Annotated in this window: 13 protein-coding genes; 1 reads left to right on the top strand and 12 read right to left on the bottom strand. The window is 33.3% G+C overall.

What is annotated here, in order from left to right; all coding sequences use genetic code 11:
- From BMX60_RS09920 to BMX60_RS09865, 12 genes are all read right to left on the bottom strand, one after another.
- A partial coding sequence (locus BMX60_RS09920; protein ID WP_177159773.1) for a transposase zinc-binding domain-containing protein occupies nt 1-193 on the bottom strand: 193 nt, incomplete at its 3' end.
- A 94-nt stretch (nt 194-287) separates the two neighbouring features.
- On the bottom strand, nt 288-878 hold the full coding sequence (locus BMX60_RS09915; protein ID WP_177159772.1) for a 50S ribosomal protein L25: 591 nt from the start codon (nt 876-878) through the stop codon (nt 288-290).
- Nucleotides 879-940: 62 nt separating this feature from the next.
- A complete protein-coding gene (locus tag BMX60_RS09910; RefSeq protein WP_091351314.1) occupies nt 941-1,888 on the bottom strand; it encodes a ribose-phosphate diphosphokinase in 948 nt (315 codons plus the stop codon).
- Nucleotides 1,889-1,904: 16 nt separating this feature from the next.
- Complete coding sequence (gene glmU / locus BMX60_RS09905; protein WP_091351313.1) at nt 1,905-3,260, bottom strand: bifunctional UDP-N-acetylglucosamine diphosphorylase/glucosamine-1-phosphate N-acetyltransferase GlmU; 1,356 nt, start codon at nt 3,258-3,260, stop codon at nt 1,905-1,907.
- A 103-nt stretch (nt 3,261-3,363) separates the two neighbouring features.
- Complete coding sequence (gene spoVG / locus BMX60_RS09900; protein ID WP_091351312.1) at nt 3,364-3,639, bottom strand: septation regulator SpoVG; 276 nt, start codon at nt 3,637-3,639, stop codon at nt 3,364-3,366.
- A 98-nt stretch (nt 3,640-3,737) separates the two neighbouring features.
- Complete coding sequence (ilvA, locus tag BMX60_RS09895; protein ID WP_091351311.1) at nt 3,738-4,949, bottom strand: threonine ammonia-lyase; 1,212 nt, start codon at nt 4,947-4,949, stop codon at nt 3,738-3,740.
- Between the two features lies 1 nt (nt 4,950).
- Nucleotides 4,951-5,763 (bottom strand): pur operon repressor, encoded by an 813-nt coding sequence (purR, locus tag BMX60_RS09890; protein ID WP_091351310.1) that lies wholly within the window; start codon nt 5,761-5,763, stop codon nt 4,951-4,953.
- 17 nt (nt 5,764-5,780) lie between these two features.
- A complete protein-coding gene (locus tag BMX60_RS09885) occupies nt 5,781-6,551 on the bottom strand; it encodes an NTP transferase domain-containing protein (RefSeq protein ID WP_177159771.1) in 771 nt (256 codons plus the stop codon).
- Nucleotides 6,552-6,565: 14 nt separating this feature from the next.
- Nucleotides 6,566-7,405 carry a 4-(cytidine 5'-diphospho)-2-C-methyl-D-erythritol kinase gene (gene ispE, locus BMX60_RS09880; protein ID WP_091351308.1) on the bottom strand — a complete coding sequence of 280 codons (840 nt, stop codon included), beginning with the start codon at nt 7,403-7,405 and terminating at the stop codon, nt 6,566-6,568.
- A 143-nt stretch (nt 7,406-7,548) separates the two neighbouring features.
- Nucleotides 7,549-10,191 carry a cyanophycin synthetase gene (cphA, locus tag BMX60_RS09875; protein WP_091351307.1) on the bottom strand — a complete coding sequence of 881 codons (2,643 nt, stop codon included), beginning with the start codon at nt 10,189-10,191 and terminating at the stop codon, nt 7,549-7,551.
- 11 nt (nt 10,192-10,202) lie between these two features.
- The gene (locus BMX60_RS09870) at nt 10,203-11,006 is read right to left on the bottom strand and encodes a cyanophycinase (RefSeq protein ID WP_091351306.1); all 804 of its coding nucleotides are present in this window, start codon (nt 11,004-11,006) and stop codon (nt 10,203-10,205) included.
- A 117-nt stretch (nt 11,007-11,123) separates the two neighbouring features.
- Nucleotides 11,124-13,370, bottom strand: a complete 2,247-nt coding sequence (locus BMX60_RS09865; RefSeq protein ID WP_091351305.1) for a vitamin B12-dependent ribonucleotide reductase — start codon at nt 13,368-13,370, stop codon at nt 11,124-11,126.
- A gap of 248 nt (nt 13,371-13,618) precedes the next feature.
- On the opposite strand from BMX60_RS09865, the gene BMX60_RS12535 reads away from it, so the two are divergent.
- The coding region (locus BMX60_RS12535) for a MerR family transcriptional regulator (RefSeq protein WP_479722608.1) at nt 13,619-13,741 on the top strand (123 nt) is incomplete at its 3' end.

Raw genomic sequence — 13,741 nt, 5'->3', positions numbered from 1 at the left:
GACTCTTACAGGTAAAGCCTACATATCTGACTTCATTACATGTCGGACAACAAAATTTGCTATATCCTTCACTCATATCTTTACAAGTTAGCATCTTTTTTACTTCTGACAATACTGTTGGCCTAATTGGGTATTTTTCTTTAAACTCTCCCCATTTATCTTCAAATATTTGTTTTATTATTCCCGTAGCCATAAACAACTCACCCCACTACATAATAACATTTATCCACATACCTAGCAATCTATACTTTCCTAAGCAATAAAAAAGTGACGCTTTCGCGTCACTTTTAAGTAAGGTCACCACCGGAAACCTCAGGCTCCATTTCCATATAACCTGTATTAGCCACCAAAGATAATACCACTTCATCTTTTGGAGTATAAACTTCAATTCCTGGCGGAAAAGCTATTTGGCCAACTGATACAACAGTACCTGCAGTTAAATGGGAAACATCCACTTCAATTTGTTTTGGTATCTCATAAGGAAGTCCTCTAACTTCAATTCCCCTTTTTTGCAATTGAATAATAGCAGATTTTTTGGCAATTTCGTCACCTACCAACTTGATAGGAACTTCTTTATTTATCCTCTGTTCTGAATAAACTTTTTGAAAATCTACATGAATAATATTCCCTGTCACTAAATCTGTTTGTATTTCTTTAATAATAGCACTGTGACTTTCATTATTTATTATGACACTTACAATAGAGCCGTAAGCCCCTTCTTTAAGGGCTTGAATAAAATCACCATAAGGCACAGATATTAGTACATTTGGTAAATCCTTCCCATAAATAACTCCAGGAATAAAACCTTGACGGCGAAGTCTATTTTTCTCCCCTTTTTTTAATCCTTCCCGTTTATTAACAGTTAAACTTATAGACACAGGTATACCCTCCTTAGAAATTTTTTCTAAGTTAGTATACCCAATTTTTCCTTAATTACTCGTTAGTTGAATAATTCACTTATTGATAAATCCTCATGTATCCTTACTATAGCATCAGCAAATAGCTCAGCTAGTGAAAGCTGGGTAATTTTAGCTATTCTTTTTTCTTCACTTAGAGCAATAGAATTGGTAACTACTACTTCTTGTAGAGGAGATTTTTCTAACCTTTCTATGGCAGGTCCTGAAAATACTGGATGGGTACAGCATGCAGTTACTGATTTAGCTCCCCTTTCTAACAAGGCAGCAGCACCTTGTGAGATAGTTCCTGCTGTATCAATAATATCATCAACCATAATAACATCCTTATCCTTAATATCACCTATAATATTAAGGATTTCTGATACATTTGGTTTAGGCCTCCGTTTATCCATAATTGCTAAAGGTACTCTCAACCTTTCTGCTAAATCTCTAGCCCTGGTAACACCACCCATATCAGGTGAAACTACTACTGTATTTTCCAAGTTCCGCTTTTTATAATATTCTGCTAACAACGGAACTGCCGTTAAGTGATCTACAGGTATATCATAAAAACCTTGAATAGCAGGGGCATGTAAATCTAAAGTTAATACCCTATCGGCCCCTGCAATAGTAATTAAATTTGCCACTAACTTTGCAGTAATAGGATCTCTAGCCTTTGCCTTTCTCTCTTGTCTTGCATAGCCATAGTAAGGGATTACTGCAGTAATCCTACGGGCAGAAGCCCTTCTACAGGCATCGATCATTATTAGTAATTCCATTAAATTATCATTTGCAGGAGCATTGGTAGATTGTATGATAAATACATCAGCTCCCCTTACACTTTCACCAATACGAACAGTTATTTCTCCATCGCTAAATCTAACTACTTCTCCATCCCCTAATTTACAACCAACCTTATCAGCAATAGCCTGTGCTAATTCTTTATTGGCTGTACAGGAAAAAATTTTTAATTTTTTATCGTGATAAACCATGACTTTTCCTCCCAAATTATTTTTTCCAATCTTTTTTGATTGTTTGTCTACATCTGGCGATTGCCAAACTATTTTCTGGTACATCTTCTGTTATTGTAGAACCTGCAGCAACGAAGGAACCTTCCTTTAAAGTTATAGGAGCTACTAAATTGCTATTGCTTCCAACGAAAACATTAGATTCTATTACCGTTTTGTGTTTATTTTTCCCATCAAAGTTAACTGTTATTGTTCCACAGCCAATATTAACATTCTTTCCTATCACAGCATCTCCTAGATAAGTTAAATGGGCAGCTTTAGAATGTTCACCTATAACAGTATTTTTTAACTCAACAAAGTTTCCTATTCTTACATGATTATCCACTTTAGTATTTGGCCTAATATATGCAAAAGGACCTACAGAAACATTGTTAGCTATCTCACTGTTTTGAACAACAGAATAGATTATTTCTGTATTTTCCCCAATTTTTGATTCTACAATTTTTGTGTTTGGTCCAATAACTGTCCCTTTACCTATTTCAGTATTTCCTTCTATAAAAGTCATAGGATAAATGACCACATCAGATTGAATTTTTGCTTTTGAACTAATATAAGTATTTTGAGGATCGATAATAGTAACTCCATTTAGCATATGTTTTTTATTGATACGTAATTTAAGAATTTGCTCTGCTTCATAAAGCTTTATTCTATCATTAATGCCTGCCATCTCTTGGGGGTTTTCCATTATTTGTGCCCCTACTTTTTCCCCTCTTGCTAATAATAATTTTAGAACATCAGGCAAATAATATTCTCCTTGGGCATTATTATTTTTCACTTCAGGTAAAAGTTCAAATAATAACCCTACATTAAAAACAAAAATTCCTGTATTAACTTCTTTAATTTTTTTCTGTTCTTCTGAAGCATCTTTTTCTTCCACTATAGATACTACTTCATTATTTTCATTACGAATAATCCTGCCATAACCGGTGGGATCTTGTTGTATTGCTGTTAATACTGTACAAGAAAAACCATTTTGTTTGTGATAATCTACAAATTTCTGTAAAGTTTTAGTAGTTAAAAGGGGAGTATCACCACACAAAACTAATACATCTTCATCATTATTATTTACAAAAAAATCTTTAGCTTGTAACACTGCATGCCCTGTTCCTAATTGTTCCCTTTGTTCTGCAAAGAGACTCTTATCTTTATATAACTCATAAACTTTATCTTTCTGATGCCCCACAATTGTAACTACTTTTTCTATATGTAAAGGCTCTAATGCATCATAAATATACTCTAACATAGGTTTATCCAAAAGCTTATGTAAAACCTTAATAGTATCACTTTTCATTCTAGTTCCTTTACCAGCAGCTAATATAATGGCATTTAGCTTCACTTAAAATCCCTCCAAAACAATTGTTCAAATAAAATATACCTTATTAAATGATTAAGGTCAAGTAAAGGGACAAAAAACTAAGGAGCAAGCTAAAACTTGCTCCTTAGTTTTGTTGTGGTTGGTTTTCAACAAAAGAGTGATAAGCCTTTAAGACAGCTTCTTGAATCATAGATCTGACATTAGAAGTAATTGGATGGGCAATATCTCTATGCTCTCCGTCACTACCTTTTCTACTTGGCATTGCTACGAAAAAGCCATTTGCTCCTTCAACTACCCTAATATCATGAACTACAAATTCATTATCAAAAGTTACTGAAACAATGGCCCTCATCTTACCGTCTTTATTAACTCTTCTCACCCTTACATCTGTAATTTGCAAAATAGTTCACCAGCCTTTATAAATTTTTGAATATAATGTAATCTTATTATTCTACATTATATCTTAAATTCCTTCTTAAAAACAATAATTTTTATATTTTATTCTGAAATTTTGCAATCATAATTCATTAATTTTAAATTTTCTAAGATTTTTTTCCCATGATTCAAATCCCTAGTTTCTAAAGTTAAATTTACTTTAGCATGTTTTATCGGAATATGGGGACTTAATCTATCATGATTAACTGTGATAACATTTGCCTCATTAGCTGCAATAACTTCTAGCAATTTTTGTAATTGACCAGGTCTATCCTGCAAAATTACTTCAATAAAAGTTTTTCTTCCTGCTTTTACCATTCCCCTCTCGATTAACGTAGAGATAGTTGTAGGATCAATATTGCCTCCACTTAATACAGTAACTGTTTCACCCTTTAAATCAGGAACTTTTGAGTAAATTAATGATGCCACAGTAGTAGCTCCAGCACCTTCGACGACAGTTTTACTTCTTTCTAATAATAAGAGAATAGCCCTTGAAATTTCTTCTTCTTCCACAGTTACAACATCATCTATATAATTTTTAATTATACTATAAGTTAACTCTCCTGGTTTTTTCACAGCTATACCATCTGCAATGGTATTTACATGGGTGGTTGCAGATAATAATCCTGATTTTATTGATTGAACCATAGCAGGAGCCCCACTAGCTTGGACACCAATAACTCGAATATCAGGATTAGATTCCTTTATAGCCAATAATACTCCTGCCATTAGCCCACCACCACCGATGGGTACTATGACATTTTTCACACTAGGAAGTTGTTCTAATATTTCTAAACCTATAGTCCCTTGTCCCGCAATTACCTGTGGATCATCAAAGGCATGGACATAAGTTAAATTTTCCTTTTCAGCAAGGTGGATAGCGTAATTATAACAATCATCATAAGTATTTCCTTCTAGAATGACTTCTGCTCCGTAACCTTCTGTTGCAGAAATTTTAGTAATGGGAGCACCTTTAGGCATTAAAATTTTAGCTTTGATACCCAAACTAGTAGCAGCAAAGGCTACCCCTTGTGCATGGTTTCCTGCCGATGCTGCAACGACACCCTTTGTTTTCCCTTCTTCCCATAAGTTTAAAATTTTGTTGGCTGCCCCTCGCAATTTAAAGGACCCCGTTTTCTGTAAGTTTTCATATTTAAAATAAACTGGCTGACCAATCATTTCTGTAATAGTATGGGATTTTTCTAGAGGTGTTTTCCTTATAAACCTTTTTATATTCTTTTCTGCCCTTTGGATATCTTTTAATGTCAATTTCATGTTATTTTCCTCCTATTTCTATTTCTATTTCTCCTGTTATCTCATTAACTTTCTTTAATTTAAGTAGTGAAAAATAATTATCAACCATTTTTTGTTGAGGAATTTCTGTATCTATCACCACCCCTATCCCTGCAATAATACAATTAAACTCTTTTGTTAGTTCATATAGACCTTTGGCTGATCCCCCTGCTTTCATAAAATCATCGATAATCAAAACCCTTTTTCCTGGTTGCATACTTCTTTTGTTTAATGACATACTTTGAATTCTCCTTGTAGAACCAGTAACATAATTGATAGTAACAACTGCTCCTTCAGTGACTTTACTTTCCCTTCTTGCTACAACTACTTCAGAATTTAAATAATTGGCCGTTGCCATAGCAATAGGTATTCCTTTGGTTTCCATTGTTAAAACATAATCAATTTCCTCATCTATATATCTTGAAGCAAAAATTAACCCTAGGTAGTTAGTTATTTTAGGATTAAAAATTAAATCTGAATAATAAAGATATCCTCCAGGTAATATCCTCTCTTTTGATTGTAACTTGTTTTTTAGAGTTTCTAAAAATTTTTGAGTCTCTGATTTGCTAATAGATGGTTTAAAGTAAGCTCCTCCACTTGCCCCTATATTACTAACTATCATTCCTAGGCCCTGTTCTTGGAAAGATTTATTTATCTTCTGTAAATCTTCACTGACACTAGATTTTGCCACATCATATTTTTCACAAAAATAATTTAAGGAAAAATTTTTATTTGCAGAGAATAAAAACTCCATAACCATCATAGCAATCCGTTGTGAACGCTTAAATTTTGACATTTTATCCTCCCTTAAAATTACAAATTACTAATATTTTCTAAATATTGTTCTGCAATATCTATATCTGAGTCTTTATCTACATCGGTACCTAACTGTGGATACTCTGAAATAATAGCTTTAGCCTTTAAACTAAGTAAATTAGAAACCCTTTTTTCTAATTCATAGATTGTCAATTTCCTACATAGTAGTTTAATCAAAAAAATCCAACCTAAATAATTAGCTAATTTTATTGGACTTTTTCTCAATGCTACTAATCTTTTCCCCTGTTCTGCTGCTCCATCGATACAACAAACATCTACCATTAAAACATTGCCACCAGTAAAAACTCCTTCTTTTAAAGTAACATAGGTTCTCTTTACCCCAGGAAATACCTGTTCATTAATCGCTTTAGCTACTATTGGATAAAAAAGTTGATATTCCTCTGCATATTTATTACATTGATTTATAAAATCTTTGATTCCTTCTACTGTAATCATGGGAATATCTGAAGTAACAATTAACAATCTTCCATCTTCCCACCCTGTTTTACTAGTCACTACATTATCTATTATATCCTCCTTATGGATAATTAAATTGACTGGATAATCCTTTATTATTGCTTCAAGTTCTTCTGGTCCAACTACAACTATTTCACTAATTTCCTCTACTTTAACAAGTACATCCAACACATAGTTCAACATAGGTTTAGATTTTATTGTAAGTAAAGCTTTATTTTTAATCTCCTGCCCTTTAATAAACTCTCCTTGATTATTATTGCCAGCTAAAACCACTGCTCTTATAGGTTTCACTTTTCCCACTCCAATCAACAAAATTTAGTTACATAAACCTCTTCTGTTAAAGTTTCTAGATTTTTAGCAATCCTCACCGCCTTATCATAGGTATTACATAAACCAAAAACTGTAGGTCCACTACCTGACATTAATACCCCATTTGCGCCCATTTGTGCCATACGATTTTTTATATTTCTCACTGTAGAATATTTTTTTAATGTTACAGTTTCTAAAACATTGCAGAGATTATTACAAATTTCCTTGATATCTCCTGTTTCGATAGCGTTAATCATACCTTGAGTATTAGGTCTTTTTCTTATACTTGCTAAATTTAAATTAGTATATACTTCTTTTGTTGAAACTCCCATATTAGCTTTTCCAAGTACTACCCACATAGGGGGTGGAGAAGGTAATGGCGTTAACTTCTCTCCAATCCCCTGGGCTAACTGAGTACCTCCTTTTATAAAAAAAGGTACATCTGCTCCTAATTTTAATCCAATTTTTTCTAAAGTTTCATCTTCTAACCCTAGATTCCACATTTGATTGAGACCTTTTAAAGTAGCAGCACAATCACTGCTTCCTCCCCCCAAACCTGCTGCGACAGGTATATTTTTTTCTATATGTATCTTTACATTTTTATCAATATTACAATATCTTTTTATCTCTTCCACTGCTTTATATACTAAATTACCTTGATCTTCAGGTACAAAAGGGTGATTACATATCACTCGGGTTTCTTCACTTTCCTCTATATGAATAATATCTGCCAGCTCTAAGGTTTGCATTATCATCTCAACTTCGTGATATCCATCTGGTCTTTTATATAACACATCTAATGTTAAATTTATCTTTGCCTTTGCTTTTAACTGCATATTTATGCTCCTTTCCTCTCATCCCATACAATAACGTTCATATTTTTGTTCTTTTTCTATTATACCAAAAACAAAAATCTTTCACTAATATTATTTATCTTTTAAAAATAAAATCCTTCATAAAAAATACCTCCTAAGGTTATTTAGGAGGTTAAAACTATTTTTTCTATTTTTGTTTGTTTTTCCTGTATAGCCCTTAAAGCTGTATCTTTACATAGTTGAAGATTCTCATAAAAAACTACTATTAAGTCATTAGTATCTGCTAATTCTACTGCTTTTTCTACCGCTTTATCTTCTTCATTAATAATTAAGATCTGTCCTTCATCAATGTTTTTAGCTAGCAATCCTTCTTTAAATAGTTGAGCAACTTCACCTGGTTTTCTTCCCCTTAAATCTTCATCTTCTTTGATTATGAATATATTACCATATTCTGATGCTAGTTTACCCATTTCTATATATTGCCTGTTTTCCCTATCACCCGGTGCGCCTAAAACTAAAATCATCTTACGATATTTTAATGATTTAGTGAATTTTAGGATACTTGCATAACCATCTTGATTATGACCATAATCCAGAAGTACAGTTATTCCTTTTTCTTGATAAATATTCAATCTTCCTGGGTTATGAACATTACTATCAAAACTCTGTAAGCCTTTTATGATTTCTTTTTTCTCAGTATTAAGGGCTATACAGGCACCGATAGCTGCTAAAGCATTTTGTACATTATGAAAAGCTTTTCCTTTAACAGTGAAAGGAACTTTATTTAGTGAAATTATTGGATATGAAATATCCCCCTCTGCATAATAAACTATATTATCTTTACAGAAAATACCTTTTCCTCCTACTGCCAAATGTCGCAAAAACTCTTTATTTTCTCCTGGATTTAATGTAAAGTAGATTACTTGAGCTTTTTTATTTCGATCAGCCATTTTTTTGACATAAAAATCATCGGCATTTAAAACCAAATATCCATTATCTTTTACTGCTTCCACTACCAAAGATTTTACAAAAAATAAATCATCTAAAGTGTTGATACCATCTTGGCCTAAATGATCATCTGTAATGTTGGTAACTACAGCTACATCGGCTAAGTCATACCCCAATCCCCTTTTAATAATCCCTCCCCTAGCAGTTTCTAGTACTGCTATCTCTACTGAAGGGTCATCTAAGACTACTTGAGCACTAATGGGACCTGTATTATCTCCTTCCATCACCATATAATTATTTATGAAAACACCATCAGTAGTTGTCATACCTACACATAAGCCACATTGACCCATAATATGACTTATCAATCTAGTGGTTGTTGTTTTCCCGTTAGTTCCTGTAATAGAAATTATGGGAATTGATGTAGGGGAACCTTCTGGGAAAAGATAATCTACTATTTTTTCTCCTACTTGTCTGGCTGTTCCTATACTCGGATAAAGATGCATTCTTATACCAGGTGCCGCATTTACTTCTATTACCCCCCCGTTAGTTTTTGTTAACGGTTTTGCAATATCTTCAGTTACCAAATCTATGCCTGCAATATCTAAGCCAACAATTTTAGCAATCCTTTTTGCTAATAATACATTTTCAAAATGTATTTTGTCAGTGACATCTATTGCTATTCCCCCTGTACTAATGTTGGCATTTTCTCTAAGAAAAACCCTTTCTCCTTTAGCAGGTATATAATTTAAACTTTTCTTTTGTTTCCCTAAAAACATTTTAACAACAGGGTCAACTTTTATTTTTGTCAATGGTTTATCATGGTCTTCTCCCCGCATAGGATTCTGATTTTCTAAATCTATCAACTCCCTTATTGTATGGGATCCTGTACCTATAACATGGGCAGGTATTCTTTCAGCAACTGCTACCACTTCGTCATTAACCACTAATATTCTATAATGCTTACCGGTTATATATTTTTCTACCATGACTTTATTACTATAATTTCTAGCTAATTTATAAGCTTGGCGTATTTCACTTTCTGTTTGTAAGTTTAATGTAACTCCTTTTCCTTGATTACCATCACAGGGTTTAATCACTACAGGTAGTCCTATTTTTCTTGCAACTTCCAATGCTTGATCTTCAGTATAAACTAGTTGTCCCGAAGGTACATTAATACCGCTTTTTTCTAAAATTTTTTTCGTTAAAGTTTTATCACAAGCTATATCGACCCCCAGGGCCGTCGTAAGGGAACTAATAGTTGCATTAACCCTTTTTAAATATTTGCCTGTACCCAACTGAAGCATACTAGTTTGGGTATCTAACCTTTTTACTGGGATTCCCTTGTTTTTAGCACCCATATAGATAGCCATAGTACTAGGCCCTAACTCAATATTGCTTTTAATCTTTTGTAGCTCCATTAACTCTTTTTGTAAATGAATTTTTTTATTTTCTAAGATATTTTTAACTAATTTAACGGAACATTCTGCTACTTTTTCACCTAATTCGTAGTAAGGACATTCAAAAACAATAAAGTAATGGCTAGGTTCATTTATAACCCTAGTTTTACCAAACCTGCAATCATACTCTAAAAGTTTTAAAATTTCCAAAGAAACATGTTCAATTATATGCCCAAAAAAAGTACCTTCTTCTAACCTTTTTTTGAATCCCTTTACCTTTGATATTCCACAATGATGTTCGGCAATACCTGGCAATATTCCTAAAAGTTTTTCATTAAAACCTTTTATTTCTTTACTCTCCCGTTGTCCATATTTACCTAAATCTATTTCTAAATATAAAACTGGTCTGTGAGCATAGATATTCCTTCCGTTATAATGTTTGATTCGTAAAATTTCCACAAGTCATCCTCCTAATTTATCAGGGGCTTTCTTTTTTTCAAATCAAAACCATATCCTTGAGGTAATATATGTACTAAGATATCGGTTATTGCTAAAGGTTGATGAGGTTTTAATTCTGAAACATTTGTAAATGTTGACCCTTGAGCATCTACAATGGTGATCGTTTGTGAACCTATAACTCTGAGTTTAGCTGAGCTATCTATTAATACTGCTGTATCTTCATCTATCCCTATCCCTAATATATAAGGATTTTGGGCAACAGCAGCTAATAACCTCCCCAGCCTTCCCCTTTGAGCAAAATGCTGGTCTATTACCACTTGATTGACCAACGCCATCCCCGGTGCCATATTTAAGATACCCATTTGTGGAGTAGCTTCACCATTACCTCCGATTATCATTGTAGCACTCATTGCTGCAGCACCAGCACTGGTTCCTGCAATTACTATCCCGTTTTTATAGGCTTTTTGTAAAGAGTGATTAACTGGCGTCCCTCCTAAAATGCTAGTAATTCTCAACTGATCTCCGCCGGTGAAAAATATACCTGTAGCTTCTTCAATGATTTTTTGAGCTTTCATACAAAATGCGTCTTTTCTTGAATCTATTTTAAGTATTTCTACTTCTGCTACCCCAATTTTCTTAAAAATATTATCATATTGTTCTCCCACTTTTTCTGGCTCTTCCGTTGCCGTAGGCATTATTACAATTTTCCCATCTTTTCCACCAGCTAACTTTACAAACTCTTTTAATATACTACATTCCCCTTCTTTATCTTCTGCTCCCCCAATTATTAATAGATTCCCTTCTACCTTTTCCATACAGAATCACTCCCTGAAAAAACCCTCTTATTTCTATTAGTTACCAAGAATATTGACATTTATTCATTACTACTAAGAGAGTAAAAGAAAAAAGTGCCCAAAAAGGGCACTTTCAAATTAGCCACACTTAGAATATCCACAGTTAGTACAAATTATACATCCACTCTCAAACCTTATAGGTTTACCACATTCAGGACAAGAAGGTTTTTCCTTTAGATTTTCTTCATTATGGGAAGTAGCTGTAATTTCCTCTTTCATTCTATATTGTTCTTTTTTCAAACTACCGATTTTCTTTATTGCCCTGGAAATTGCATCTGGGCAAGAGGTTACATTTATTCCAGGTCTTCTGATGCAGGCTGGACACCTTATCCCCCTTAATTGTTCAATAATTGTTTCTTCTGAAATCCCTGATCTTAAAGCGATTGATATCAATCTACTAGTAGCTTCAGATTGGGATGCACAACCCCCATCTCTACCTGTATTAGTAAAAACTTCACAAATACCATACTCATCAGAGTTTACACTAATATACAAATTACCACAACCAATTTTAACTTTTTCTGTTGTACCAACAGTTATATCTGGCCTAGGCCTTGGCACTATTGAATTAACCAAAAATCCTTCTTTTTTGGTATTCCCTTCCTTTTCTTTGTTATCAACCTTAGATAAAACCTGACTATCTCTGCTTCCATCTCTATAAACTGTTACCCCCTTACATTTTAACTTATAACTTAACATAAATACTTCTTTGACGTCTTCCCTAGTGGCATCATAGGGGAAATTAACAGTTTTAGAAACAGCATTATCAGTATATTTCTGGAAGGCACTTTGAATTTCCACATGCCATTGAGGACTTATGTCATGGGCTGTAACAAAAATTTTTTGGACATCTATAGGTATTTCTTTTAACCCTTGAATACTACCCTTTTGAGCTATTTTTTCCATTAACTCTTCACTATAAAAACCCCTTGCCTTTGCCACTTCTTCAAATAAAGGATGTACTTCTAATAGCTCTTCATTATCCAAAATAGTCCTTTTATAGCAAAGGGCGAAAATAGGTTCAATACCACTAGAAACCCCTGCTATCATACTAATAGTTCCTGTAGGTGCAATAGTGGTGGTAGTGGCATTTCTTAAAGATTTATAGCCCATTTTAGGATATATACTCAGATGAAAGTTAGGAAATGAGCCCCTTTCTTCTGCCAACTTTTCTGAAGCAATTTTAGACTCTTTCTGAATAAATTCCATTATCTGTTCTGCTACTTTTACCCCTTCTTCACTGTTATAGGGTATACCTAATTTTATTAAAAAATCGGCAAAACCCATGACTCCTAGTCCAATTTTTCTATTGCCGTGTACCATCTCAGTGATTTCTTTCAATGGATAAACTCCCATATCTATTACATTATCTAAAAATCTAACTGATAGATGAACAATATCCTTTAAATACTGATAATCAATTCGCCCATCTCTAACCACTTTAGCCAAGTTAATGGATCCTAAATTACAGGCTTCATATGGTAGTAGAGGTTGCTCGCCACAGGGATTAGTACTTTCAATTTCCCCTAAAGCTGGAGTAGGATTGTTTTCATTTATTCTATCTAAAAATATAATGCCAGGCTCTCCACTTTTCCAAGCAGAATCTACTATTAAATCAAAAACTTCCCTGGCTCTAAGGGACTTTACTTTTTCTTTAGTTCTTGGGTTAATTAAATCGTAGTGTTCATCTTTTTCCACTGCTTCCATGAATTTTTCTGTAATACCTACAGATAAATTGAAATTTGTCAATTCTTGGTTATTCTGTTTGACTGTTATAAATTCTAAAATATCAGGATGATCTACCCGAAGTATTCCCATGTTTGCTCCTCTACGGGTACCTCCCTGTTTTACTGCTTCAGTAGCTGCATTAAATACTTTCATAAAGGAAATAGGGCCACTAGCAACTCCCCCTGTAGTTAATACCCGATCTTTCTGCGGTCTTATCCGGGAAAAGGAAAATCCTGTACCACCACCACTTTTATGTATCAAAGCCGCATTTTTAATAGTTTCAAATATACTTTCCATAGAATCTTCTACTGGCAATACAAAACATGCAGCTAGTTGTTGTAGTTCCCTACCAGCATTCATCAATGTAGGTGAATTTGGTAAAAATGCTAAACTAACCATAAGTTCGTAAAACTTCTCAGCTATTTCTTTAATTTCTTCTTCACTTTTACCGTATTTTTTCTCTCCTTCACTGATATTTAAAGCTACCCTTTTAAACATATCTTCAGGTGTTTCTATTACTTTGCCCCCTTCTTTTTTTAAGTATCTTCTTTCTAACACTGTTAGAGCATTTGATGACAATTCAGCTTTTCCTTTCAAAAGTATCCCTCCATACTAAATGTAGTATTAAATAAGATTATAAACCACAATATATAGTATTTCAATAGGAAATTCTATAAAAATCAAAAATAAAAAATAGTCACATGTAATATTAAAGCATATACTGTAAAAAGGAGGGTAATTTAACAGCTAACAAAATATTATAGAAATTTACGCAATATTCTTGAATTTATATAATTTTTATATTATGATAAATTCAAGAGGTGATGATAATGAAATAGTATAGCATAGGGAAATTTGCAAAACTTATAGGTAAAAATCCTCAAACATTGAGAGAATGGGATAAAAAAGGTAAAAGGGCAAATAAAGTAAAGAAAATGATTAAGGAGCTGGTAGAAGATGATAAAGAC

It is taken from the genome of Anaerobranca gottschalkii DSM 13577 (genome assembly GCF_900111575.1).
Lineage (GTDB): Bacteria > Bacillota > Proteinivoracia > Proteinivoracales > Proteinivoracaceae > Anaerobranca > Anaerobranca gottschalkii.
This window is presented reverse-complemented; position numbering and strand designations above follow the sequence as displayed.